The organism is Pseudonocardia humida (assembly GCF_023898865.1).
In the GTDB taxonomy this organism is placed as follows: Bacteria; Actinomycetota; Actinomycetes; order Mycobacteriales; family Pseudonocardiaceae; genus Pseudonocardia; species Pseudonocardia humida.
This window is the reverse complement of record NZ_JAGSOV010000001.1, coordinates 32970-58066: the sequence shown is the minus strand read 5'-3', so window position 1 is coordinate 58066 and position 25097 is coordinate 32970. Positions and strand designations below refer to the sequence as shown.

Below are 25097 nucleotides of genomic sequence, written 5' to 3'. Positions count from 1 at the left end.
GGCGCAGGACCGGCCCGTGCTCCCCCCCGTCACCCGATGTGGTTGTCCGGTGCCGGAGGGTCCCGATCGGGGGGTGGCGCTCTGGCCACGTCGAGTGCGCCCTGATAGCGTCCGGTGAGCGAGCTGCGACGCGACGTGATCTACACCGGAGCCTCCCCCGGGTCCGCACCGTCGACCGGCGAGCATCGCAGCGCGCTCCCGCCCCGGCTCCCCCATCGCGGTGCCCGTGGCCACGGTGCATTGTCGTCCCGAAAGCTGTAACGCAGTGACGCGCTTTGCGGAGGAATACGAGTGGTCACGTTCCGCGAAGTGCTCCTGGACCTGATGGACCTGCCGGGCGCCACGTATTCCTGCGTGGCGCACCGGGTTTCCGGGGCGCTTCTGGGCGAGGTCGGCACGAGTGCCGTGCCGCCCGGCGTCGTCATGGAATGGGGTGGTAACGCCGCGGGATTCCTCGCCGCCGCCGACGGCGACGGCCTGGACGACCTCATGATCAGTTCGCACCGCTTCTACCACGTGGTGCGACTGGTCGAGGTCGAGTCCGGCGAGCTGCTGATCTACCTGTGCCTCGACCGCGGCCGGTCCAACCTGGCGGTGGCCCGGCGCGAGCTGGGGGCCTCCTGGTTGCGCAACCGCCTCGCGGTGGCCTCGGTCGGGCCGCCGCCGCGACCGCCTGCCGGGCCACCGGAGGAAAGGGTCCGGCGGTCGGCCCCGGCCGCGCTGCCGACCCCCCGGAACGGCTCCTCACCAGCGGTAGCGTCGCTCGCGCCACGTCCGGTGGACCCCGGCCGCGGTGCGGTGCGGGGCCGGCCCACCGGGCCGGTCGCTCCGGCGGCCGGACCACCGGGCGGGATCGCCCGGGGCGCCCGCGAGGTGTCCCGGCCGGGTCCGACGCACGTGCCGCTGCCCCGCCGGTCGGGGCCGTCGCGGGTGCCGCCGCCGCTGCCGACCGACGGGGTCCCGGTCGTGCACCCGATCACCGGGCAGGCCTGGGCAACCGACGTCGGAACCATGCGCAGGCTGCTCGGAGCGTTACGCGCGCTGCGCTGATCAATACAATTCACTCGAACGGCCGCAGAGGCACTACCGACAGTGTCCACAATGGTCCAACCGGCCCTTGTTCATCCCCGTCGGGAACCATTGGGTTACGCTGCGGTCTCCCCGAACGAACGTCCTGACGAGCGCCCTCCCCGCGCTCGGGCGTAACTCCGCTGAAGGGCACGGAAATGACGAACATCGACAACTCGCTCGACATGGCGGCGAACATCAAGGGGGCATTCGCGGTCGCGCTGGTCGACTACGACAGCGGCATGACCCTCGGCTCCCGGGGCGGCAGCCCCGAGTTCGACCTCGAGGTCGCCGCCCCGGGCAACAGCGACGTCGTGCGCACCAAGCTCGACCTCATGCAGAAGCTGGGCCTGCGCGAGGCGATCGACGACATCCTGATCACCCTCGACACCCAGTACCACCTCATCCGGCCCATCCGCGGCCTCCCGGACGAGAAGCTCTTCTTCTACCTGGTGCTCAACCGCAGCCAGGCCAACCTGGCGATGGCCCGCCGCGACCTGCGCGTCATCGAGAAGGAGTTCTACCTGGCCAACCCCGGCCCCGGCCGGCCCGGCGGCATGCCCGACGGGCAGGCCTTCTTCCCGGCCAACGCCGGCCGCTGACCGAGCCGCCGACCGGAGCACGTAGCGGGTCCCTGGAGTGGGTCGACATCGCCATGCGGTCACCGTGCGCGCGGACGGGCTCGCGGCCGTCCTCGGTCCGCTGCTGAACGATCCGCGCGTCCTGGGCGCCGTGCTGGTGGACGTGGACAGCGGGATGGTGCTCGACGCGTGCGCGGCGCGGGCCGGTGGCGAGCAGCCGGTCGGTCCGGCCGGGGCCGGGATCGGCGGTGTCGACCCGGAAGTGGTCGGCGCCGGTCACGCCGAGCTCGGCCGGGTGGCCTTCGGGCTGCCCGGCCGAACCGGACCGGAGCCCTCGGGCGACGAACTCGTGGTCAGCTTCGGCCCCACCCGCCACCACCTGCTGCGCTCGGTGCCCGACCCGCACGGCGACCGGCTCGTCCTCTCGGTCGTCGTGGACGGCTCGCGCCGGTTCGCCGAGCGCGTGCGCCGCAAGTTGCGCGGCGTCCCCACCGACGCGCTCACCGCCGGACCGACCGTCGTCCGCCGCCCGGGCACCGGCGGATGGGCCGCTCCGCTGCTCGGGGGCACCCCGGCGGCGGTCCGCAGGTCCGGGGCGCGCGAGCCCGCCGTGCCGCCGATCGCGGGCGTCCGACCCGATCGCGCCGCCTTCCGCGGTCCGACCCCCGCCCGGTCGGCGCCGCCGCCCGGCGGCCTGTTCGACCCGCCCCCGCCCGGGCCGGTCGCCCCCGCCGGCCCGGGCGGTCGCACGCCGACCCCGTTGCCGTTCGCGGCCCCGGTCGTCGGCCCGCCCGCGGTACCGGGCCGGGTCCCCGCGCACCGGGGCACCCGGCCGTTCGGCGCCCCGGACGCCGTCCCGACGGAGCACGCGCCGGTCCCGGCGGGCGTGGCGACACCGGCGGTGCCCGCGGCGCACTCCGCGCCCTCGCTGTTCACGCCGGGAGCCGACCTGCGCACCGCCGCCCCGGAGCGCCCGCGCTCCGGGTCCACCCCTGGCGAGCGCCGAGCGCCCGACGACCTCCTACCGGGCGATCCGCGCCCGCCCGCGCCGCCGTCCGCCCTGCCGCCCGGCCGCTCCGGCTAGCCCGATCCCGCCGGTCGGTGCCGGGGCCGGAGGGGTCCGCGCCCGCAACCCGTTCGCGTCGCCCCTCTAGCATCGAAGGGATCGCCGTCGTGTGCGGCGACCGTCCCGACGACCACCGCGAGTCCCCCGCAGGAGGCCCTCCGTGTCCGCGCCCGCATCCCGTCCCGCGTCCGCTCCCGTCCGGGTGCCGGCCGGGACCACGGCGGGCGCCGCGGTCCGCGCGGCCGGCCTGCCGAGCGGCGGGCCGCAGGCGGTCGTCGTCGTCCGCGACGCCGACGGCCGGCTGCGCGACCTGGCCTGGGCGCCCGAGGTCGATGTCGAGGTGGAGCCGGTCGCCGCCGACACCGAGGACGGCCGCGCGGTGATCCGGCACTCCGCCGCGCACGTGCTGGCCCAGGCCGTGCAGCAGTTGCGGCCCGAGGCGAAGCTGGGCATCGGCCCGCCGGTCACCGACGGCTTCTACTACGACTTCGACGTCGACACCCCGTTCACCCCCGAGGACCTCAAGGCCCTCGAGTCGGCCATGCGGAAGATCGTCAAGGCCGGGCAGCGGTTCTCCCGGCGCCGCTACGACTCCCTCGACGCGGCCCGCAAGGAGCTCGCCGACGAGCCGTACAAGCTGGAGCTGATCGAGCTCAAGGGCGGTACCGGCGACGAGGGGGTGGACACCTCCGAGGTCATGGAGGTCGCCCCCGACGCCGAGCTGACCGCCTACGACAACGTGCACGCCCACACCGGCGAGGTCGTCTGGTCCGACCTGTGCCGGGGCCCGCACCTGCCGACCACCAAGCACATCCCGGCCTTCACCCTCACCCGCTCGGCGGCCGCCTACTGGCGGGGCAGTGAGAAGAACAAGCAGCTGCAGCGCATCTACGGCACCGCGTGGGAGAGCAACGACGCCCTGCAGGCGCACCTGGACCGGGTCGCCGAGGCCGAGCGGCGCGACCACCGCCGCCTGGGCGCGGAGCTGGACCTGTTCTCCTTCCCCGACGAGATCGGCTCGGGCCTGGCGGTGTTCCACCCCAAGGGCGGGATCATCCGCCGGGAGATGGAGGACTACGCCCGGCGCCGCCACGAGGCCGCGGGCTACGAGTTCGTCAACACCCCGCACATCACCAAGGGCCAGCTGTTCGTCACCTCCGGGCACCTGCAGTGGTACGCGGACGGGATGTACCCGCCCATGCAGCTCGACGAGGAGCGCAACGCCGACGGCACCGTGCGCAAGCCCGGCCAGGACTACTACCTCAAGCCGATGAACTGCCCCATGCACAACCTGATCTACCGCTCCCGCGGGCGCAGCTACCGGGAGCTGCCGCTGCGGCTGTTCGAGTTCGGCAGCGTCTACCGCTACGAGAAGTCCGGCGTGGTCCACGGGCTGACCCGGGCGAGGGGCTTCACCCAGGACGACGCGCACATCTACTGCACCCAGGACCAGATGCTGGGTGAGATCGAGTCGCTGCTGACCTTCGTGCTCGACCTGCTGCGCGACTACGGCCTCGACGAGTTCTACCTGGAGCTGTCCACCCGCGACCCGGAGAAGTCCATCGGCTCCGACGAGGACTGGGAGCGCGCCACCGATGCGCTGCGCCAGGCCGCCGAGGCCTCCGGGCTGGAGCTGGTGCTCGATCCGGGCGGCGCGGCGTTCTACGCCCCGAAGATCAGCGTGCAGGCCAAGGACGCCATCGGGCGCACCTGGCAGCTCTCGACCATCCAGGTCGACCTCATGGAGCCCGACCTGTTCGGCCTGGAGTACTCCGCGGCCGACGGGTCCCGGCCGCGGCCGGTGATGATCCACCGCGCGCTGTTCGGGTCGATCGAGCGCTTCTTCGGGGTGCTGCTGGAGCACTACGCCGGGGCGTTCCCGGCGTGGCTCTCGCCGGTGCAGGTGGTCGGCATCCCGGTCACCGAGGAGCAGGTCGGCCACGTCGAGTCGATCGCGGCCGCGCTGCGCGAGCACGGGGTCCGGATCGAGGTCGACTCCGGCGACGACCGGATGCAGAAGAAGATCCGCACCCACACGATGCAGAAGGTGCCGTTCCTGCTGCTCGCCGGGGCACGCGACGCCGAGTCGGGTGCGGTGAGCTTCCGCTTCCGCGACGGCACCCAGGTCAACGGCGTCCCGGTGGCCCAGGCGATCCAGCGGATCGTCGAGTGGATCCGCAGCCGCGACAACACCGCCCCCACCGCCGAGTCGTTCCGGGCCGCCCAGCCCGCCTGACGCGCCGGTACCGGGATCGTCCTGCACGGCGCCGCCGCCCGAGGGCCGGGCAGGGCGGCGGGCGTCCGGCCGGTGCGGCCTAGGATCAGCGCATGAGCGACGCCGCGGCGGACGCGCCCGACGGCGCCGGAGGGGCCGACCTGGAACCGCAGGACGGGGTGGGCACCCCGGACGGGTTCCGCCGGCTGTGGACCCCGCACCGGCTGGCCTACATCAAGGACGCCGGCGCCGAGGGCTGCCCCTTCTGCCGCATCCCGGACATGCCCGACGACGAGGGCCTGGTGGTGGCCCGCGGCGCCAGCGTCTACGCGGTGCTCAACCTGCACCCGTACAACCCCGGCCACCTGATGGTGCTGCCCTACCGGCACGTCGCCGACATCGAGGAGCTCACCGCCGAGGAGGCGGGCGAGCTGATGTCGTTCACCCAGGACGCCGTGCGGGCGATGCGCAGGGTCGCCGCGCCGCACGCGTTCAACGTGGGGCTGAACCTCGGCGCCGTGGCCGGCGGGTCGCTGGCCGAGCACCTGCACCAGCACGTCGTGCCGCGCTGGGGCGGCGACGCGAACTTCATCGCGGTGGTCGGCCAGACCAAGGTCATCCCGCAGCTGCTCTCCGAGACCAGGTCGTTGCTGGCGCAGGCGTGGGGCCGGCCCGGCGGATAGCCGTTCCCGGCTAGGGTGGACGGTGGTCCCGCTCATCCCCCGGACCGGGTCCACAAGCAGGAGACCATGCTCAACGTCCTCGCCCGCGTGCACGTCGACCGCGTCGCCGAACCGCTCGGCCGCTGGCTGGTCGGCAAGGGCGTCGTACCCGACGCGGTCACCGTGGCGGGCACCGTCGGCACGGTCGCGGCCGCGCTGTGGTTCCTGCCCCGCGGCGAGCTCTTCGCCGGTGCCCTGGTCATCACCTTCTTCGTGCTGTTCGACCTGGTCGACGGCGCCATGGCCCGGGCCAGCGGGCGGGTCACGCCGTTCGGAGCCGTGCTCGACTCCACCTGCGACCGCGTCGCCGACAGCGCGCTGTTCGCCGGCCTGACCTGGTGGTGCCTCGGGGTGGGGGAGGAGCGGGTGCTCGGCGTCGCCGCGCTGCTGTGCCTGGTCACCGGCCAGCTCGTGTCCTACGTCAAGGCCCGCGCCGAGGGTGCGGGCCTGCGCGCCGACGGCGGGCTGGTCGAGCGCGCCGAGCGGCTGATCCTCGGGCTGACCGGCACCGGGCTGCACGGCCTCGGCGTGCCCTACGCGCTGCACGTGGCGCTCTGGGCGCTGGCCGCGGCGTCGCTGTGGACCGTCGGCCAGCGGATCGTGGCGGTGTACCGCAGTGCCCGCGAGGTCGAGCGCGACGACCCCGGCGGGCGCCCCGTCGACCCGGCCACGGGGTCGTGAGCGGGGCAGCGGTCCCGGGCCCTCGCGTCGACAGCTGGCGCGAGCGGCTCACCGACGCCGAGTACGCCGCGGCCTGGAAGCTGGTCGGCGCCGTCCCGGCCGGGCTGGGCAGGCGCGCGTTCGAGCGGGGGGCGGATCTGATCGCCCGCCGCGGGGGTGCCGGGCCCGGCAGGCTGCGCGCCAACCTCGCCCGGGTGGTGCCCGAGGCCTCGCCCGCCGAGCTCGACCGGCTCGTCCGCGACGGCCTGCGCAGCTACGCGCGGTACTGGCACGAGGCCTTCCGGCTGCCGGCCACCGATCCCGTCGCGGTGCACGCCGCCACCCGCGCGTGGAACACCGGACCGTTCCACCGGGCGATCGCCGCGGGCCGTGGAGTGATCTTCGCGCTGCCGCACAGCGGCAACTGGGACGCTGCGGGGGTGTGGCTGGTCGAGGAGCTGCGCGGGCTCGGCCACGAGCCTGCGTTCACCACGGTCGCCCAGCGCCTGCGCCCGGAGTCGCTCTACCGGCGCTTCGTCGGCTACCGCGAGTCGCTGGGCTTCGAGGTGGTGGCCGCCGAGGACGGTGCGGCGGCGCACCGGGCGCTGACCCGGCGGCTGCGCGGTGGCGGGGTGGTGTGCCTGCTCGTGGAGCGCGACTTCACCGCCTCCGGCGTGCCGGTCGAGTTCTTCGGCGAGCGCGCCCGGTTCCCGGCCGGCCCGGCCCGCCTCGCCGCGCTCACCGGGGCGCTGCTGCTCCCGGCGTTCCCCGGCTTCACCCCGACCGGCTGGACGGTGGAGATGGCCGAGCCCGTCGCGGTGCCCGACCGCTCCGCCGTGCCCGCCGCGCTGCAGGCCGAGGCCGACGCGCTGGCCGCGATGATCCGCGCCCGGCCGTGGGACTGGCACGCGCTGCAACCGGTCTGGTCGGCCGACCGGCAGGCCGCCCCCGCAGAGCGGGTGGCCGGGTGAGCACCCCGCTGCGGGTGGGGATCGTCTGCCCGTACTCGCTGGACGTCCCCGGCGGCGTCCAGGCCCACGTCATCGGGCTGGCCCGCGCGCTGCAGGGCTTCGGGCACTCGGTCCGGGTGCTCGCGCCCGCCTCCGCCGACACCCCGCTGCCGCCGTTCGTCACCTCGGCGGGCCGGGCGCTGGGAGTGCCCTACAACGGCTCGGTGGCGCGGGTGACGTTCGGCCCCCGCAGCTACGCCCGCGCCCGCCGCTGGCTGGCCCGCAACCGGTTCGACGTCCTGCACCTGCACGAGCCGACGGCGATGAGCCTGTCGGCGCTGGCCCTGATGGCCGCGGACGGCCCGATCGTGGCCACGTTCCACACCGCGACCGAGCGCTCCCGCGTGCTGAGCGCGTTCGGCGGCGTGCTGCGCCCGCTCATGGAGAAGGTCACCGCCCGCATCGCGGTGTCCCCGCTGGCCCGGCGCGTGCAGGTGGAGCACCTCGGCGGCGACGCGGTGGAGATCCCCAACGGAGTCGACGTGGAGGCCTTCGCCCGCGGCCCGCTGCTGCCCGGCCACCCCAAGCCCGACACGGTCGGCTTCCTCGGCCGGTTCGACGAGCCGCGCAAGGGCATGCCCGTGCTGCTGCGCGCCGTCCGCGAGCTCGCCCCGACCCGCCCCGACCTGCGCCTGGTGGTCGCGGGGCAGGGGGATGCGGCGGCGCTGCGCCGGGCGGCCGGCCCGGTCGCCGACCGGCTCGAGGTCCTCGGCCCCGTCGACGACGCCACCAAGGCCGCCGCGCTGCGGTCGGTGCGGGTGTTCTGCGCCCCGAACCTGCGCGGCGAGAGCTTCGGCATGGTCCTCACCGAGGCGATGGCGGCCGGGGCGCCCGTGCTGGCCAGCGACCTCGACGCGTTCAAGGCCGTGCTCGGACCGGGCGGGGCCGGGGAGCTGTTCCCGGTCGGCGACCCGGTCGCACTCGGCCGGGCGCTCGCCGGGCTGCTGGACGACCCCGCGCGGCGGGCCGCGCTCGGGTCCGCGGCCGCCGCCCGCGCCGCCGACTTCGGCTGGCCCGCGGTGGCCGCGGCCGTGGTGCGCGTCTACCGGGCCGCGGTGGCCGCCGACCCGCGGCGGGTCGCCGGCGCCGGATGAGGGGCGGGTGACCCGCCGGTGGCCGTGCTGCTGTGGGTCCTGATCGGCCTGCTCGCCGTCCTGCTCGGCGGGCTGGCGGCGCTCACCGCGAACCGCGTGCGCCGGCTCGACCGGCTGCACGTGCGGATGGACGCGGCCCGGTCGGCGCTGGTCGCGGCCCTGGACCGGCGGGCGCTGGCGGCCGCGCGGGCCGGTGCCCTCCTCGACCCGACATCGGCGGCGCCGCTGGCCGCGGCGGTCGACGCGGCCACGGCCGCGGGCACCCGCTGGCCCGAGCGCGAGGCCGCGGAGAACCGGCTCGGGCGCCTGCTCGCCGGGATGGACCGCTCGGCCCTGCCCCGGGGACCGGCCGCGGAGCTGGTCGAGGCCGAGCAGCTGCTGGCGCTGGCCCGCCGGGTGCACAACGACGCCGTCCGCGACACCCTCGGCCTGCGGTCGCGCTGGCTGGTGCGCCACCTGCACCTGGCCGGCCGGGCCCCGCTGCCGCGCTACTTCGAGATCGCCGACCCCGTGGGCGGTGTGACCACGACCGCTCCGACGGCCGCCGATTGGTCCTGACGGCAGGGGTTGAATCGGCCCGACCTGTCGTACCATCGACCTCGTTCCCGAGCTCCTGAGAGGTAGCGCCGTGTCCTCGTCTGTGCCGTCCGTGCCGTCGTCCGAGGTGTCATCCACTCCGTCCGCCGCCGCGGCGGGCACCGAGCGGTGGGGCACCGCCCGCGTGAAGCGCGGGATGGCCGAGATGCTCAAGGGCGGCGTCATCATGGACGTCGTCACCCCCGACCAGGCCAAGATCGCCGAGGACGCGGGCGCGGTCGCCGTGATGGCCCTCGAGCGCGTCCCGGCCGACATCCGCGCGCAGGGCGGCGTGGCCCGGATGAGCGACCCGGACATGATCGACGGCATCGTCTCCGCGGTCTCGATCCCGGTCATGGCCAAGGCCCGCATCGGGCACTTCGTCGAGGCCAGGGTGCTGCAGTCCCTCGGGGTCGACTACATCGACGAGTCCGAGGTGCTCACCCCGGCCGACGAGGCGCACCACATCGACAAGTGGGCGTTCACCGTGCCGTTCGTGTGCGGCGCGACCAACCTGGGCGAGGCGCTGCGGCGCATCGCCGAGGGCGCCGCGATGATCCGGTCCAAGGGCGAGGCGGGCACCGGCAACGTCGTCGAGGCCACCCGGCACATGCGCTCCATCCGCGGCGAGATCCGCCGCCTCGGCGGGCTCGACGAGACCGAGCTCTACGCCGCGGCCAAGGAGCTGCGCGCCCCGGTCGAGCTGGTCACCGAGGTCGCCAGGGCGGGCAAGCTCCCGGTCGTGCTGTTCACCGCGGGCGGCATCGCCACCCCGGCCGACGCGGCGATGATGATGCAGCTGGGCGCGGAGGGCGTGTTCGTCGGCTCGGGCATCTTCAAGTCCGGCGACCCGGCCCGCCGGGCCGAGGCCATCGTCAAGGCCACCACCTTCCACGACGACCCGGACGTCATCGCGAAGGTCTCGCGCGGGCTCGGTGAGGCCATGGTCGGCATCAACGTCTCCGAGCTGCCCGCCGAGCAGCGCTACGCCGACCGCGGCTGGTAGCGGTCGCTCAGACGTACTCCATCACCAGCACCGCGCTGCTGCCCGGAGCCAGGGCGGTGTAGGTGTGCGGGCGGTCGCCGGGGAAGCGCGCGTAGTCGCCGGGGTCGAGCTCCACCTCGGCCCCGGCCGGTCCCACCCGCCACCGCCCCGCCAGCACGACCAGGTGCTCGGTCGTGCCGCGGATGTGGGCGTGCGCGTCGCGGACCGCGCCGGGCTCGGCCGTGATGACGTGCAGGTCGCGGCGCGCGCCCGGGGGGCACGAGGAGAGCAGGGCGCCGGAGTAGGCGGCGTGCTCGGAGTGCACCACCGGCGCCTCCCCGGCCCGGATCACCTGCACCGGCTCCGACGGCGGGTCGACCAGCCGGCTGAACGGCACGTCCAGGGCGACCGCGAGGGCCCAGAGCGTCTCGATGCTCGGGTTGCCGGTCGCCGCCTCCAGCTGCGACAGGGTCGACTTGGCCACCCCGGCGCGGCGCGCCAGCTCGGTCAGCGACACCCCGAGCCGCTCGCGCTCGCGGCGCAGCGCCGCGGCGATCGTCGCGCGGGGTTCGGTTCGCTCCATCGGTCTCTCCGTTCGGCTTGACGAACGCGGCTCCTGGTGTTCATTCTGGCGTACGTGCGTTCGTCAGATCGAACAATAGGGCGTCGCGACCTGCGCGACGCCGCGGCACTCGGCGCCGCCGTCGCCGTCATCGGGATGTCCTTCGGCGCGCTGGCCGCCGCGGCCGGCGTGCCCGGTCCGATCGCGGTGGCGATGTCGCTGCTGGTGTTCGCGGGCGGCTCGCAGTTCCTCGTCGTCGCCGTCGTGGCCGCGGGCGGCAGCCCGTTCGCCGCCGTGCTGGCGGGCCTGCTGCTCAACGCCCGCCACCTCCCGTTCGGCCTGGCGGTGGGCGACGTCGTCGGCTCGAGCTGGCCCGCCCGCCTGGTCGGCGCCCACCTCATGATCGACGAGTCGGTGGCGTTCGCCAGGGCGCGCGGCGGGGGAGCGGCGGCCCGCCCGGTCTACTGGCTGGTCGGCAGCCTGGCGTTCGTCTGCTGGAACGTCGGCACGGTGCTCGGGATGGTCGCCGGCTCGGCCGTCCCCGACCCGGCCGCGTTCGGTGTCGACGCCGCCTTCCCGGCGGGCCTGCTGGCCCTGCTGCTGCCGACGCTGCGCCGCGCCGACGCCCGCCGGGTGGGCGCGGCGGCGGGTGGTGTCGCCCTGCTGGCCACCCCGCTGCTGCCGGCCGGGCTGCCGGTGCTGGCCGGCCTGGTCGGGCTGTTCGCGGCGGGGCGGGAGCCGGAGGAGCGGTCATGACCCTCACCGCCGTGCTGAGCCTGGCCGCGGGCACCTACCTGCTGCGGTTGGCCGGGCTGCTGCTGCGCGACCGCTTCGCGATGCCCGAACGCGTCCAGCGCTACGTCGACCTGGGCGCCACGGCCCTGCTGGTCGCCCTCGTCGCCACCGCCGCCCTGACCGAGGACGGCGGCCTGGCCGGCTGGGCGCGGCCCCTCGGCGTGGCGGTCGGGGCCGTCGCGGCGTGGCGACGGGCGCCGTTCGTGCTGGTGGTCGTCATCGCCGCGGCCACCACCGCCGGCCTGCGCGCCCTCGGGGTGCCCTGACCGCATCGGTGCGCCCGACGGGCGCCCGGGGGCGGACTGCGGCACGCTCCACCGGTGCGCTGTCTGGTGATCGGGGCGACCGGCTACGTCGGCGCCCGGCTCGTGCCGCGGTTGCTCGCCGAGGGCCGCGCCGTGCGCTGCCTCGTGCGCGACCCGGCGAAGCTCGCCCGGTTGGGCTGGGACGACCGCGTCGACGCGCGGATCGGCGACCTCGCCGACCCCGCGGCCGTCGCCGATGCCTGCTCCGGCGTCGACGCCGTCTTCTACCTGGTGCACTCGATGGACGGCCCGGCCTTCGCCGAGCGCGACCGGGAGGCGGCGTCCGGGCTGGCCCGCGCGGCCCGCACGGCGGGCGTCGCACGGGTGGTCTACCTCGGCGGTCTGCAGCCACCGGGGCCCGCCTCGGCCCACCTGTCCTCGCGCCGCGAGGTCGGTGAGGTGCTCGTGGCCGAAGGACCGCCGACCGCCGTGCTGCAGGCGGGGATCGTGGTCGGCGCCGGCTCGGCCAGCTTCGAGATGATCCGCAACCTGGCCGGTCTCGCCCGGCTCGGGCCGGTGCTGCCGCTGCCCGACCGGGCCTGGAACCGGGTGCAGCCCATCGGCGTCGACGACGTGCTGCACCACCTGCTGGCCGCGCTGGAGCTGCCCTCCGGGGTGAGCGGCACTTTCGACATCGGCGGCCCCGACGTGCTCACCTACCGGGAGCTCGTGGCGGGCTTCGCCGAGGAGGCCGGGTTGGGCAGACCCCTCAGCGTGCCGGTGCCGGTGTCGCTGCCCCGACTGACCGCGCGGGCGGCCCAGGCGCTCACCCCGATCGGCCGGTACCTGGCCGGGCCGCTGCTGGAGTCGATGGCCCACGACCTGGTCTGCCGCGGCGGGCCGCCGGACGGGCCACCGCCGGGTGGCGCGACGCCCTACCGGGAGGCCGTCCGCCGCGCGCTCGACGGGGTCGGCGCGGCCGGGCGGCTGCCCACCGACCCGACGGAGCCCGAGCTGGTCGAGGAGCACGTCGAGCGGGTCGACGCCCCGGTCGACGCGCTGTGGGCGGTGATCGAGGACCTCGGCGGCGACACCGGGTGGCACACCCTGCCGGGTGTCTGGCCGCTGCGCGGGGCCCTCGACCGCCTGGTCGGCGGGATCGGCGCCCGGCGCACCCGGCCGGAGCGCCTGCGCCCGGGCGCGGCGCTGGACTGGTGGCGCATCGAGGACGTGCAGCCGGGGCGGCTGCTGCGCCTGCGCGCCGAGATGCGCCTGCCCGGCACCGCGCGCCTGGAGCTGCGCGTCGAGCCCGACGGCACGGGCAGCCGGTACGTGCAGCGCACGACGTTCCGCCCGGACGGCCTGCCCGGCCGGGCGTACTGGGCGGCGCAGCTGCCCGCCCACCGGCTCGTCTTCGCGGCGATGGCGCGGGGTGTGCCCGCCGCGGCGGTCAGACGGGCGGCGGCGGCTCGACGCGGGTGACCTCCCCGGTCGGGTCGGGCGCCGCGGGCCGGGGCGTGACCAGCGCGCGGGCCGCCGGCAGCGCCAGCGCCAGCCCGATCACCGCGATCAGCACCGCGAGCCAGGTCAGCGGGGTGGCGAAGCCGGCGACCCCGCGCTCGGCGGTCCCGCCCAGCACCGACAGCACCAGCGGCACCCCGAACCCCAGGTAGGCGCAGGCGTAGAAGGTGCCGGTCAGCGCGCCGCGGGCGGTCGGGCTGGCCAGCTGGGCCACCACGACCAGCCCGGCGGCCAGGCAGAGCCCGTAGGCCACGCCGAGCAGCAGCGCCACCGGCACCAGCAGCGGCCAGGCCTCGTTGCCCGCGCCGAGCAGGCTCAGCCCGATCCCCACCGCCCCGACCAGCAGCCCCGCCGGTCCCGACCGGACCGCGCCCAGCCTGCGCCCGATCGGCTGGGCGAACACCCCGGTCAGCAGGGTCACGCCGGCGACCAGGCCGGTGATCGCCACGGCCAGCTCGGGCAGGGTCGGGGTGAGCAGCAGCGGCAGTACCGTCACCGCCGTGGAGGGGAAGGTGAAGACGCCGAGCGCGATGGGCAGCACCACCAGCACGAACGCCCGCCCGGCCCCGGTCGGTACACCCAGCGCGACCAGCGGTCCGATCCGGCGCTCGTGCGGGGCCAGCGTCTCGGGGACGCCGGGCAGCAGCGCGAGACCCACCACCATCAGCGCCACGTGCAGCAGGTACGGCAGCACGGTCGGCGCCGGCGCCCACTGCCCGAGCAGCCCGGACACCAGCGGCCCGATCGCCCAGCCGCCGCCGAGGGCCGCGGTGGTGAGCCGGGCCGCGCGGCCGGGCTCGCCGACCAGCTCGCCCAGCCACGCCGTGCCCACGCTGAACACCACCCCGGACACGGCGCCCTGCAGGAACCGGCACACGAACAGCAGCCAGGTCGCCGAGCCAGCTCCGAGGAACAGCAGGGAGGTGGCCGCCGACAGCAGCACGAACGGCACCACCACCGGGCGGCGGCCGAACCGGTCCGACGCCGGGCCGGCCAGCAGCAGCGCAGGCACCAGCCCGGCGGCGTAGACGCCGAATGCCCCGGTCAGCTGGTCCGGGCTCAGGTCGAGCGAGTCGCGGTAGACGAGCAGCAGCGGCGTCGGGACGTTGGTCCCGTAGGCGACGACGAAGACGGCCGTCCAGAGCGCGGCGACCGGGCCGATGCGGCGGGTCGAGGAGCGGCGCGTTGGCACCGGCCGAACGTACCTCCGCCACCGTTCGGCCGAACCCGAATCGACCTCAGCCCGGGGCCGTGTCGTAGCGGGCGAAGCGGCGGGTGAAGGTGGCCGCGCCCGCCGTCATCGCCCGCAGGTCGATCGCGTAGCGCACCAGCTCGGTGCACGGCACCTCGGCGCGCACCGTCGAGCGCCCCGGCCCGGCGACCTCGGTGCCCAGCACCCGGCCCCGCCGCCCGGACAGGTCGCCCAGCACCGCGCCCAGGAAGTCGTCGGGGATGCGGACGACCACCTCGTCGTAGGGCTCCAGCCGCACCGTGCCGCAGGCCGCGGCCGCCTCGCGCAGCGCGAGCGCGCCCGCCGTCTGGAAGGCCGCGTCGGAGGAGTCGACGCTGTGCGCCTTGCCGTCGACGAGGGTGGCGCGCAGGTCGACCACCGGGTGGTGCTCGTCGGTCAGGCCGCGCTCGAGTTGGGCCCGGATGCCCTTCTCCACGCTCGGGATGAACTGGGTGGGCACCGACCCGCCGACGACCTTGGACACGAACTCGAACCCGGAGCCGCGGGGCAGCGGCTCGAACTCCACGTGGCACACCGCGTACTGGCCGTGCCCGCCGGACTGCTTGACGTGGCGGCCGGTGACCCGGGCCGGGCGGGCGATCGTCTCCCGCAGCGGGACCCGCACCTCCTCGGTGTCGACCTCGGCTCCGCCGGCGCGCAGCCGCGAGAGCACGACGTCGGCGTGCGCCTCGCCCATGCACCACAGCACGGTCTGGTGGGTCTCCCGGTTGCGCTCCAGGCGCAGTGTGGGGTCGGCGGCCACGATCCGGGCCAGGGTCTTGACCAGCGCGTCCTCGTCGCCGCGGGTGCGGGCGCGCACCGCGACGGGCAGCAGCGGGTCGGGCAGGTCCCAGCAGGACAGCAGCAGGGGGTCCGCGGCGGCCGAGACGGTGTCGCCGGTCTCGGCGGTGCCCAGCTTGGTCAGCGCGCAGATGTCGCCGGCCACGCAGGCGTCGATCTCGCGCAGCGCCGAGCCCAGCGGGCTGTAGAGGTGGGCCAGGCGCTCGTCCTCGTCGTGCCCGTCGTCGGTGGCGACCGGGGCGTCGTCGGCGGGCCCGCGGGGGGCGGGGACGGCGACGTGGTGGCCGCTGATGTGCACGGTCGACTCGGCGCGCAGGGTCCCGGAGAACACGCGCACCAGCGACACCCGGCCGACGTAGGCGTCGGCGGTGGTCCGCACGACCTCGGCGGCCAGCGGGCCGTCGGGGTCGGCGGTGAGCTCCGGGCGGGGGGAGCCGTCGACCCCCGACACCCGCGGCAGCGGGTGCTCCAGCGGCGACGGGAACCCGCCGACCAGCAGCTCCAGCAGCGCGTCCAGGCCGGTGCCGCTGCTCGCGCAGACCGGAACGACCGGGTGGAAGGCGCCGCGGGCGACCGCGGTCTCCAGGTCGTCGATCAGCGTGGGCACGTCGAGTTCCTCGCCGCCGAGGTAGCGCTCCATCAGCGACTCGTCCTCGGACTGCTCGATGATGCCCTCGATGAGCGCGTCGCGGGCCTCGTCGGCGCCATCGGGCGCCTGGTCGGCGGGGGTGCGGGTGAGCAGGCCGTAGAGGCCGGTCAGCGCGCCGTCGGCGGCGCGGATCGGAAGGTAGAGCGGGGCGACGCCGGCGCCGAACGCCTCCTGGCAGGCGGCCGTGGTCGCGTCCAGGTCGGCGCGGGCGTGGTCGCAGCGGGCGATGACCACCGCGCGCGGCGTGCCCACAGCGGCGCACTCCTCCCACTGCGCGACGGTCGCGGGGTCGATCTCGCCCTCCCGGCCGGCGTCGGCGGGCAGCACGAACAGGGCGGCGTCGGCGGCGCGCAGTCCGGCGCGCAGCTCGCCGACGAAGTCCCCGTAGCCGGGGGTGTCGATGAGGTTGATCTTGACGTCGTCGTGGACCAGGGGAGCGACCGCCAGCGCGACCGAGCGCTGCTGGCGCACGGCGGCGGGGTCGTGGTCGCACACGGTGCTGCCCTCGGTCACGGCGCCGGCCCGCGGGATGGTCGAGGTGTGCGCGAGCAGCGCCTCCACCAGCGACGTCTTGCCCGCGCCCGACGGCCCGACCAGGGCGACGTTGCGCACCCGGGCCGGATCGGTGGCCGTGGTGGCGCCGTTGTCCGCCCTGGCCGAACCCGACCTGACCGATCCCGCTGCTCTGCCCGACATGGTGGACCACCTCCGCGACGCTGCGTCGACGCGCCCGTCCGCGGCAGACCGCCGCCGTCGCGCGCTGTCCGTTCCCGCGTCGCCCGGCCCCCGTCCCGGGGACGCCGTGTGCGCCATCTCACACCCGCCCCGGGCAAGGTCACAACCCCGACCGACCCGCCCCGACCCCGACGAGAACGAAGTCGTCGTCGGTGAGAGCGCTCACAGACGGCGACAACGTCGTTCTCGACGGGCCTCCGACGGGGGGCGGGGGACGTCGGTAGGGTCGTGCGGTGCCTGTTCCCGGACCCGGATACGCCATCACCGCGCGGCTCGAGGTGCCGGCGTCGGCCGGCGCCGCGGGCGACCTGACCGTGGCCGTCGGCAGCGTCGGCGGTGTGGTCACCGCGTTCGACGTCGTCGAGGCCCAGACCGCGACGCTCGTGATCGACATGAGCTGCAACGCCCGCGACGAGGCGCACGCGGGGGAGATCACCCGCGCGCTCGAGGCGCTGCCCGGCGTGCACGTGCGCAAGGTGTCCGACCGGACGTTCCTGATGCACCTGGGCGGCAAGCTCGAGGTGCAGTCGAAGGTCAGCCTGCGCAACCGCGACGACCTCTCCCGCGCCTACACGCCGGGCGTCGCGCGCGTGTGCCAGGCCATCGCGGCCAACCCCGCCGACGCCCGCCGGCTGACGATCAAGCGCAACACCGTCGCCGTGGTGACCGACGGCTCGGCCGTGCTCGGGCTGGGCAACCTCGGCGCCGCCGCGGCGATGCCGGTGATGGAGGGCAAGGCCGCGCTGTTCAAGCGGTTCGCCGGGGTCGACGCCTGGCCGGTCTGCCTGGACACCCAGGACACCGAGGAGATCATCCGGACGGTGCAGATCCTGGCCCCGGCCTACGGCGGCATCAACCTGGAGGACATCGCCGCTCCGCGCTGCTTCGAGATCGAGGCCCGGCTGCGCGAGATGCTGGACATCCCCGTCTTCCACGACGACCAGCACGGGACCGCCGTCGTCGTGCTCGGCGCGCTGCGCAACGCCCTGCGGGTGGTCGGCAAGTCGCTGACCGACTGCAAGATCGTGGTGTGCGGGGTCGGCGCGGCCGGCTCGGCGATCATCCGGCTGCTGGGCTCGCAGGGGCCGGGCGAGCTGCTGGCCGTCGACATCGACGGGATCGTGCACCGCGACCGCGCCGGCATGCACGCGAACCTGTGCTCGATCGCGGAGATGACCAACCCGTCGGGGCAGAGCGGTCAGCTCGCCGACGCGATGGTCGGCGCCGACGTGTTCATCGGGGTCTCGGCGCCCAACCTGATCGGCGCGGCCGAGCTGGAGACCATGGCCGGCGACGCCGTCGTCTTCGCGCTGGCCAACCCGGACCCGGAGGTCGACCCGGCCATCGCGCTCCAGCACGCCGCGGTCGTGGCCACCGGGCGCTCGGACTACCCGAACCAGATCAACAACGTGCTGGCCTTCCCCGGGGTGTTCCGCGGCCTGCTCGACGCCCACGCCCGCGACATCACCGACGCCATGCTGCTGGCCGCCTCCGCGGCCATCGCCGACGTCGTCCCGGAGCCGAACCCGTCGTTCGTCGTGCCCAGCGTCTTCGACGCCGCGGTCGCCCCGGCGGTGGCCGAGGCCGTGCGCGAGGCCACCCGGACCAAGGACGTCGCGGCCGTCTGAGCCGGACCGACCCCCGAGCACGGCGACTACCCTGGGGCCGTGGCTGAGGCGGACGAGGTGGCGGGGACGGGCTCCGCGGTGATCGGTGTGCTGGCCCTGCAGGGCGACGTGCGCGAGCACCTCGCCGCCCTGGGCGGCTTCCCCGGCGTGCGGGCCGTGCCGGTGCGGCGCCCGGCCGAGCTGGCCGCGGTGGACGCGATCGTGCTGCCCGGCGGCGAGTCGACCACGATGAGCCGGCTGCTGGTCACGTTCGACCTGCTGGAGCCGCTGCGCGCGCGGATCGCCGACGGCATGCCCGCCTACGGCTCGTGCGCCGGGATGATCCTGCTGGCCGACGAGGTGCTCGACGGCCGACCCGACCAGCAGCAGCTCGGCGGGCTCGACGTGGTCGTGCGGCGCAACGCGTTCGGCCGCCAGGTCGACTCCTTCGAGACCGACCTGGCCGTCGACGGCGTCGAGGGCGGGCCGGTCCGGGCGGTCTTCATCCGCGCCCCGTGGGTGGAGAAGGCCGGCGCCGACGTCGAGGTGCTGGCCACCGTCCCGGCGCTGACCGCGGCCGGGCGCGACGCCGGGGAGGCCGCGGGCCGGGTCGTCGCCGTGCGCCAGGGCGGTGTCCTGGCCACCGCGTTCCACCCCGAGCTGACCGGCGACCTGCGCGTGCACGGGCTGTTCTGCCGGATGGCGCGCGAGGCGGTCGCGGGGCGCCGCTAGGATCGGTCGGCGGTTCGGCAGGGGAAGAGGGAGACATGAGCGGGCATTCCAAGTGGGCGACGACCAAGCACAAGAAGGCCGTCATCGACGCCCGCCGCGGCAAGATGTTCGCGAAGCTCATCAAGAACATCGAGGTGGCCGCGCGGACCGGTGGCGGCGACCCGGACGGCAACCCGACGCTCTACGACGCCATCCAGAAGGCGAAGAAGAGTTCGGTGCCCAACGACAACATCGACCGCGCGGTCAAGCGCGGCTCGGGCGCCGACGCGGGCGGGGCCGACTACCAGACCATCACCTACGAGGGCTACGCCGCGGGCGGGGTGGCCGTGCTCGTCGAGTGCCTCACCGACAACCGCAACCGGGCTGCCACCGAGGTCCGCCTGGCGATGTCCCGCAACGGCGGTGCGATGGCCGACCCGGGCTCGGTGGCCTACCTGTTCACCCGCAAGGGCGTGGTGATCGTGCCCAAGTCCGGTGAGCTCACCGAGGACGACGTGCTGATGGCGGTCCTCGACGCCGGCGCCGAGGAGGTCAACGACCTCGGCGACAACTTCGAGGTGATCACCGAGGCCACGGACCTGGTGCCCGTGCGCACCGCACTGGTCGACGCCGGCATCGACTACGACTCGGCCGACCCGACGTTCCTGCCCTCGATGTCGGTGCCGCTCGACGCCGAGACGGCCAAGAAGGTCTTCCGGCTGATCGAGGCCCTCGAGGACAGCGACGAGGTGCAGAACGTGTACGCGAACTTCGAGGTCAGCGACGAGACGCTGGCGCTGCTCGACGCCTGACGGACACCCGCACCGCCCCGGGTCCGGCCGACCGCGGTCGACCGGACCCCGGGGCGTTCTCGCGTGTCAGTGCACGCGCCCGCTCCACCGCGGCCCGACCCGGGCCCACTCCCGCTCCCAGTGGCGGCCGTTGCTGCGCGCGACGACGGCGCGCACGCCGAGCCAGCCGCCGCCGAGCGCGACCAGCCCCAGCAGGACCAGCGTCACCGCCGCCACCACCCCGGCCTGGACGGCCTGCGCCGCCGTGGCCGGCGGCGGGCCCGGGTGACCCCGGTCGTCGACCCAGATCATCACCTGCCGGCCGGGTGCCGTGGACGCGGCCCGCGCCGGTGCGCCCGCCCGCCCGGCGGGCGCGGCCCGCTCGAGCGCGATCCGCCCGGTGATCGGCACCCCGTCCGGGCCGGCCCAGCGCGCCGAGACGGTGCGGAAGCGGGCGGTGACCGCGCGGTCGTCGGCCAGGACCTCCGCCGGCACCTGCTTGCGCTGCGCCGAATCGGCCGCGGACCGGGCCAGCCCGTCGCGGTGCACGGAGCCACCGACCCCGGCGGCCACGACGACCAGCAGCAGGGCCGTGACGATGAACAACCAGGCGGCGAAGTCCTCGACCCGATCGGACAGCCGCCGCGGCATGCGGTCGGCCTGCCACCGACGCCGCCGCGCCCGCCCCGAACGCCACGCCCTCGAGCCCACGGACTCCGAACCCACGCTGACACCTCCGAACCCGACGACGGTCCTGGATCAGCTCGCTACCCAAGGTAGCCGCGTTACTGCTCTCCGGAGTCGAATTGGGCGAAGCGGCGCAACGGCGGATTAGGCAGGACGGTGGCGGTGCACGGCGACCCGAGCCGGGCGCACCGAGCGCCCACCGACCAGCAACCCCGGCTCGAGCAGCTCGGCGACTGTCCGGTCGAGCCCGGCGTCCCCGGTCGCCACGACCTCCACCGCCTCCATCGACGAGCCGCTGAACGGCTCACCCACCAGCGGCGCCACCACCGCCCCGCCCCGCCCGGCCAGCAACCGCTCCAGCCCCGCAGCCACCGCCTCGAACCCCGCGCGCTCCCGCCGCGAGCGCGCCGTGGCCGCGTAGCGCAGGGCGTCGACCCGAAGGGCGTGCAACTCCACGAGGAGGGGCACATCGGGACCGGCGCCGTCAGCCCGAGCATCGGCGATGGCCCCGAGGGTGCTCGCCTGCCGGGCGAGCAACCGGGCCACGTCGTCGACCTTGTCCGCGATGTCGCCGAGGGTGGGTTCCGCCACGGCGGGAGCCTAGTGGCCCCCCACCGCGGCCTCGACGGGCGCGCCGTTGCGCGGGAACGAGAGCCACTCTCGTCCACCACACCCCGAGCGAGCGGCGCGGTCGCCCGACCTGATTGGTCGAGAGCGCCGTTCGCCCAGTTCAGCCGACGTCGAGCGGTCGGACGGGAGGCGCTCGTTCGTGCGCCGCCACCCCGCACCATCTGGGTGACCACCGCCACGGGCCACTGGTTAGGCTCCGATCGTGGCCGTCCACGGTATCGATCTCGGGACAACCAACTCCGCCATCGCGCGCACCGGCACGGACGGTCGTCCGCAGGTCCTCGCCGGCATGTCGGGGCAGGTGACGACGCCGTCGGTGGTGCTGTTCGCCTCGCCCGGCGAGCACGTCGTGGGGGAGGGGGCGCGGCGGGAGGCGCGCCTCGACCCCGAGCACGTCTGCACGCTGGTCAAGCGGCGCATGGGTGACGCGGAGTGGCGGTTCGTCGCGCACGGGAAGGCGTGGTCGGCGCCCGCGGTGTCGGCGCTGATCCTCAAGAGCCTGGTCGCCGACGCCGGTTTCAGCGGTGGGGAGACGCCGACCTCGGCGGTCATCACCGTGCCCGCGTACTTCGGCGACGAGGAGCGCCGGGCCACCGTGCTGGCCGGCACCTACGCCGGTCTCGACGTCGTCGACGTGCTGTCCGAGCCGATCGCCGCGGCGCTCGCCTACGGCTTCGGGCGCCTCGACGGCGGGCCCGACCTGGCCAAGCAGCCCGGAACGGGGCACGAGACGGTGCTCGTCTACGACCTGGGCGGGGGCACCTTCGACGCCACGGTGATCGAGCTGGCCGACCGGCGCATCTCGGTGCTGGCCGTCGAGGGCGACCACCAGCTCGGCGGAGCCGACTGGGACGAGCGGATCGCGCTGCACCTGTCGCGCAAGTTCTGCGCCGACAACCCCGACGCCGAGGACCCGCTGGACGACTCGGCGGGCGCGCAGGCGCTCGTGCTGGCCGCGGAGCGGGCCAAGCACCAGCTCAGCGACTCCGACGAGGCCGACGTCCTGGTCTCCCACGACGGGGCCCGCTCCACGGTGACGCTCAGCCGCGCCGAGCTGGAGTCGATGTCCGCGCCGCTGCTGCGCCGCACCCTCGACCTCACCAAGGCCTGCCTGGCCGAGGCGGCCCGCCGCGGGGTGGCCGAGGTCGACCGCGTGCTGCTGGTCGGCGGCTCCTCGCGGATGCCCGCGGTCGCCCGGGCGCTGCGCGACGAGCTCGGGCTCGACCCCCGGCTGCACGACCCGGACCTCGCCGTGGCCCGCGGCGCGGCGCTGTTCGGGGAGAAGAAGGAGCTCGAGCGCATGGTCGCCGCCGACCTGCGCACCCGCGGTCGCCTGCGCGACGGGGCCAAGCTGGAGGACGCCGCCGCCCCCGACCTCGACGACGCCTGCCGCCGCGTCGCCGACGCCTACGGGGTGCCGTTGACCCAGGTCCGCCGGGCCGTGGAGATCCAGGTCGACACGGTGGTCTCCCGCGGGTTCGGGGTGCTGGCGGTCAACTCGGCGGCCGGTCGCCTTGAGCCGTCCTGGCTGGTGCACCGCAACGACCGGCTGCCCATCCGCACCAGCCGCTCCTACGGCACCATCCGCTCCGACCAGACCGAGATCCAGCTGACCGTCGTCGAGCAGCAGGGCCAGGCCGAGTCGACCCGGCCGGAGGACGCGAAGGTGTTGATCGTCGGGGAGATCTCCGGGATCCCGCCGGGCTTCGGCGAGGGCAGTGAGGTCCGGGTGACCTTCGAGATGGGCTTCGACGGCGTGCTGCACGTGACCGCGTTCCACGTCGACGCCGCCATCCCGCTGACCCTCACCGCCACCACCGGGGCCACGCTCTCGCAGGCCGAGGTGGCCCGCGAGCGCGAGCAGTTGGGCAGGATGCGCCGCCGTGACTGACACCGGTGGGGTGCTGGCGCCGTTCGACCCGAACGGCTACCGCAAGAGCGTGCTGGCCACGGTCGAGAAGCGGGGCGGGCCGGACGCCTCGGACCCCTTCGAGCTCTACGACCTGCCCGTCGCCGACGACCTCGACGACGCCCAGGTGCTCAGCCGCCTCGACGAGGTCTGGGCGTTCTGGCAGCGCCAGCGCGACCACCCCAAGTACCGGGTGCTGGTGGCGCTGCTGGTCGCCTCGCACGAGCAGCGCAGCGCGGAGCTGCGCGACCCGCACCGGCGCCGGATGGCCGCGATGCGCGTGCGCCACCAGCGCGAGCAGCGCGAGACCGAGCGGTTCGCGCTGCTCGACGCGGCCATCTCGCGGCTGGTCGGCCGGCACGGCGGGGTGCCGCGCGACAAGGTCGAAGGGCTCTACGACGTCGGGAAGCTGGCCGGGCTGGAGCGCCAGGAGGTGGAGGTGCGGCTGCGCCGCCACCGCCTGCTCGCCCCCGTCGGCGCGCCGCCGCCCCCGGCGCGGGACCGGATCAGCCCGGACCGCCGCCGCCAGATCCGGGCCCTGCTCGACGAGCTGGGCCGGCTGACCGACGGCGCCCCGCCGCCCACCCTGCTGGCGATGCTCGGGGTGGGCCCGGATGCGCACGCGGCCGAGGTGCGCACCCTGGCCGCGGCCTGGCGGGCCCGGGCCCGCGAGCTGCCCCCCGACCGGCTCCGCGCGGTCGTGGACGAGCTGATGGTGCACGTCGCGGAGCTGATCGAGCCCGGCGACGAGGCCGTCGCGGCGTACCTGGACGCGGTGACGTCCGACGTCACCGAGCACCTGCGCCCGCGCGTGCGGGCCGCGGTCCTCGTGGAGGACCGGCTGGTCACCGAGGACCACGCGCACCTGCTCGACGAGGCCGTCGAGCTCGGTCTCGACCGCGAGCGCGCCTCCGCGGTGCTGGCCGCGCTGGCCGCCGAGTTGGGCGCGCCGATCGGCGACGATCCGGCGACCGCCACGCCCGGCGGGGGATCCGCGGGTCCCCGGGCCGAACCGCAGCGCCCGCCGGAGCGCCCGCGCCGACCGCCGTGGGAGGAGCGGCTCAAGGCGGCCCGCAAGGCCCTGCGCGCCGGGCGGGCCGCGGAGGCCCAGCGGCTGGTGCGGGAGGCCGAGCAGTTGGCGGGCGCCGGTGGCGCGCCGCCGATCCGGGCCGTCGCCGACGAGGTCGCCGACGTGCTGGCCGACGCCGAGGTGCGCTGGCGGGCCGCGGTGGGGGCCTGCGAGGGCCGCCGGTTCGTCGACGCCGTGGAGCACCTGGAGCACCTCGCCCGGGTGGCCGCGGACGTGCACGACCCGAGCGAGCTGCTGGCCACCGCGCGGGCCGAGATCGAGCGCGCCGACCGCGAGGTCGCGGCGGCGCTGGCCGGCCGGGAGGCCGACCGGGCCGCCGCGTTGCTGGCGGTGCTGGAGCGCTGCCCCGGCCATCCGGGGGCCGCGGCGGCGCTGGCCGACCTGCCGGTGGCCCCGCCGGCGTGGGTCAGCGCGGCCCGCGACCGGCGTGGCGACGTGCTCGTGCTCTGGGGGCCCTCGCCGACGGAGGGCGTGACGTACAAGGTCAGCCGCCAGCGCCCGGACGGGTCCTGGCAGGTGCTCGGCCGGGTCACCGGCACCTCGCTGGACGACGGCGGCGCGCCCGCCGGGGTGGAGGCGCCGATCTACGCGGTGGCCGCCCTGCAGGGCGGCCGCTCCTCGCCGCTGACCCGCTCGGACGGCCCGGTGCTCTCGTCGACGGCGCAGGCCGGCCCACCCGCGCCCTCTCCGACCCCGGCGCCTTCTCCGACCCCGGCGCCTTCTCCGGCGCCGGCGGCCCCTCCGGCGCCGCCACGCCCGCCCGACGACGCGGGCACCTCGCCGACGGCGGCGTCCCGGCCCGCGAGCGTGCGGGCTGTGCGGTTGCCCGACGGCGCGGTGGAGGTGAGCTGGACCGGCCCCCGCGACGCGGAGTTCCGGGTGCGGGCGCAGACCGGCCCGCAGAGCTGGCGCGTCGTGGGGCGCACCACCGCCACCAGCATCGAGGACGGCGGCGCTCCGGCCGGTGCGGTGCCGGTGTACGCGGTCAGCGCCACCGTCGGCGGTGTTCGCTCGACGGAGGGCCGCTCAGACGAGTAGCAGTAGTGAGCCGTTCGGCAGATGACGTGCTGCCGTTCGGCGGTAGCGTGACCGTCGGCTTGGGGTCGACGTCGGATTGGGGCACGAGGGAAGCGTCGAATCCGTTCACCGCTACGGT

At 75.7% G+C, this 25097-nt stretch carries 23 protein-coding genes; 18 read left to right on the top strand and 5 right to left on the bottom strand.

Annotated features, from left to right (window positions below; all coding sequences use genetic code 11):
• Window positions 1-309: 309 nt before the first annotated feature.
• The 10 genes from KDL28_RS00280 (at window position 310) to pdxS (ending at window position 9998) form a co-directional block, all read left to right on the top strand.
• Complete coding sequence (locus KDL28_RS00280; RefSeq protein WP_252435068.1) at window positions 310-1050, top strand: hypothetical protein; 741 nt, start codon at window positions 310-312, stop codon at window positions 1048-1050.
• Window positions 1051-1226: 176 nt separating this feature from the next.
• Window positions 1227-1670, top strand: coding sequence for a P-loop NTPase family protein (locus tag KDL28_RS00275; protein ID WP_252435067.1), 444 nt, complete (start codon window positions 1227-1229; stop codon window positions 1668-1670).
• A 64-nt stretch (window positions 1671-1734) separates the two neighbouring features.
• Window positions 1735-2733 carry a hypothetical protein gene (locus tag KDL28_RS00270; protein ID WP_252435066.1) on the top strand — a complete coding sequence of 333 codons (999 nt, stop codon included), beginning with the start codon at window positions 1735-1737 and terminating at the stop codon, window positions 2731-2733.
• A gap of 142 nt (window positions 2734-2875) precedes the next feature.
• Window positions 2876-4951, top strand: coding sequence for a threonine--tRNA ligase (thrS, locus tag KDL28_RS00265; RefSeq protein ID WP_252435065.1), 2076 nt, complete (start codon window positions 2876-2878; stop codon window positions 4949-4951).
• A 92-nt stretch (window positions 4952-5043) separates the two neighbouring features.
• A complete protein-coding gene (locus tag KDL28_RS00260; RefSeq protein WP_252435064.1) occupies window positions 5044-5613 on the top strand; it encodes an HIT family protein in 570 nt (189 codons plus the stop codon).
• Between the two features lie 66 nt (window positions 5614-5679).
• A complete protein-coding gene (gene pgsA, locus KDL28_RS00255) occupies window positions 5680-6333 on the top strand; it encodes a phosphatidylinositol phosphate synthase (RefSeq protein WP_252435063.1) in 654 nt (217 codons plus the stop codon).
• Window positions 6330-7283, top strand: coding sequence for a phosphatidylinositol mannoside acyltransferase (locus KDL28_RS00250; protein WP_252435062.1), 954 nt, complete (start codon window positions 6330-6332; stop codon window positions 7281-7283). The genes pgsA and KDL28_RS00250 overlap by 4 nt, the downstream gene beginning before the upstream one ends.
• Before the next feature lie 8 nt (window positions 7284-7291).
• Entirely contained in the window at window positions 7292-8416 is a 1125-nt protein-coding gene (locus KDL28_RS00245; protein WP_252435089.1) for a glycosyltransferase family 4 protein, read from the top strand.
• 18 nt (window positions 8417-8434) lie between these two features.
• A complete protein-coding gene (locus KDL28_RS00240) occupies window positions 8435-8974 on the top strand; it encodes an NUDIX hydrolase (RefSeq protein WP_252435061.1) in 540 nt (179 codons plus the stop codon).
• 106 nt (window positions 8975-9080) lie between these two features.
• Complete coding sequence (pdxS, locus tag KDL28_RS00235; protein ID WP_308215899.1) at window positions 9081-9998, top strand: pyridoxal 5'-phosphate synthase lyase subunit PdxS; 918 nt, start codon at window positions 9081-9083, stop codon at window positions 9996-9998.
• A 7-nt stretch (window positions 9999-10005) separates the two neighbouring features.
• Here pdxS and KDL28_RS00230 read toward each other — a convergent pair whose 3' ends face one another.
• Window positions 10006-10560 carry a helix-turn-helix domain-containing protein gene (locus tag KDL28_RS00230; protein WP_252435060.1) on the bottom strand — a complete coding sequence of 185 codons (555 nt, stop codon included), beginning with the start codon at window positions 10558-10560 and terminating at the stop codon, window positions 10006-10008.
• A gap of 54 nt (window positions 10561-10614) precedes the next feature.
• Between KDL28_RS00230 and KDL28_RS00225 the strand changes: the two genes are divergently transcribed.
• From KDL28_RS00225 to KDL28_RS00215, 3 genes are read left to right on the top strand one after another with little or no spacing between them, the layout of a single operon-like run.
• The gene (locus tag KDL28_RS00225; RefSeq protein WP_252435059.1) at window positions 10615-11295 is read left to right on the top strand and encodes an AzlC family ABC transporter permease; all 681 of its coding nucleotides are present in this window, start codon (window positions 10615-10617) and stop codon (window positions 11293-11295) included.
• Entirely contained in the window at window positions 11292-11600 is a 309-nt protein-coding gene (locus KDL28_RS00220) for an AzlD domain-containing protein (RefSeq protein ID WP_252435058.1), read from the top strand. Before KDL28_RS00225 ends, KDL28_RS00220 begins: the two co-directional genes overlap by 4 nt.
• 54 nt (window positions 11601-11654) lie before the next feature.
• Window positions 11655-13061 carry an SDR family oxidoreductase gene (locus KDL28_RS00215; RefSeq protein WP_252435057.1) on the top strand — a complete coding sequence of 469 codons (1407 nt, stop codon included), beginning with the start codon at window positions 11655-11657 and terminating at the stop codon, window positions 13059-13061.
• Here the strand turns inward: KDL28_RS00215 and KDL28_RS00210 are convergent.
• On the bottom strand, window positions 13030-14292 hold the full coding sequence (locus KDL28_RS00210; protein ID WP_252435056.1) for an MFS transporter: 1263 nt from the start codon (window positions 14290-14292) through the stop codon (window positions 13030-13032). The genes KDL28_RS00215 and KDL28_RS00210 overlap by 32 nt on opposite strands.
• 46 nt (window positions 14293-14338) lie before the next feature.
• A complete protein-coding gene (locus KDL28_RS00205) occupies window positions 14339-16477 on the bottom strand; it encodes an elongation factor G-like protein EF-G2 (RefSeq protein WP_252435055.1) in 2139 nt (712 codons plus the stop codon).
• Between the two features lie 272 nt (window positions 16478-16749).
• Between KDL28_RS00205 and KDL28_RS00200 the strand changes: the two genes are divergently transcribed.
• Genes KDL28_RS00200 through KDL28_RS00190 form a run of 3 tightly spaced genes read left to right on the top strand, consistent with a single transcriptional unit; the run spans window position 16750 to window position 19646 of the window.
• Window positions 16750-18144 (top strand): NAD-dependent malic enzyme, encoded by a 1395-nt coding sequence (locus KDL28_RS00200; protein WP_252435054.1) that lies wholly within the window; start codon window positions 16750-16752, stop codon window positions 18142-18144.
• A gap of 39 nt (window positions 18145-18183) precedes the next feature.
• On the top strand, window positions 18184-18855 hold the full coding sequence (pdxT, locus tag KDL28_RS00195) for a pyridoxal 5'-phosphate synthase glutaminase subunit PdxT (protein ID WP_308215898.1): 672 nt from the start codon (window positions 18184-18186) through the stop codon (window positions 18853-18855).
• Between the two features lie 35 nt (window positions 18856-18890).
• Window positions 18891-19646 carry a YebC/PmpR family DNA-binding transcriptional regulator gene (locus KDL28_RS00190; protein ID WP_252435053.1) on the top strand — a complete coding sequence of 252 codons (756 nt, stop codon included), beginning with the start codon at window positions 18891-18893 and terminating at the stop codon, window positions 19644-19646.
• 66 nt (window positions 19647-19712) lie between these two features.
• On the opposite strand, the gene KDL28_RS00185 is transcribed toward KDL28_RS00190, so the two are convergent.
• On the bottom strand, window positions 19713-20336 hold the full coding sequence (locus tag KDL28_RS00185; protein WP_443698365.1) for an Rv1733c family protein: 624 nt from the start codon (window positions 20334-20336) through the stop codon (window positions 19713-19715).
• 120 nt (window positions 20337-20456) lie between these two features.
• Window positions 20457-20903, bottom strand: a complete 447-nt coding sequence (gene grpE, locus KDL28_RS00180; protein ID WP_252435051.1) for a nucleotide exchange factor GrpE — start codon at window positions 20901-20903, stop codon at window positions 20457-20459.
• Window positions 20904-21144: 241 nt separating this feature from the next.
• Here grpE and KDL28_RS41215 point away from each other — a divergent pair, with 241 nt between their 5' ends.
• Window positions 21145-22833 (top strand): Hsp70 family protein, encoded by a 1689-nt coding sequence (locus KDL28_RS41215; protein WP_252435050.1) that lies wholly within the window; start codon window positions 21145-21147, stop codon window positions 22831-22833.
• Entirely contained in the window at window positions 22826-24979 is a 2154-nt protein-coding gene (locus KDL28_RS00170) for a hypothetical protein (protein WP_252435049.1), read from the top strand. Before KDL28_RS41215 ends, KDL28_RS00170 begins: the two co-directional genes overlap by 8 nt.
• Window positions 24980-25097: the final 118 nt, after the last annotated feature.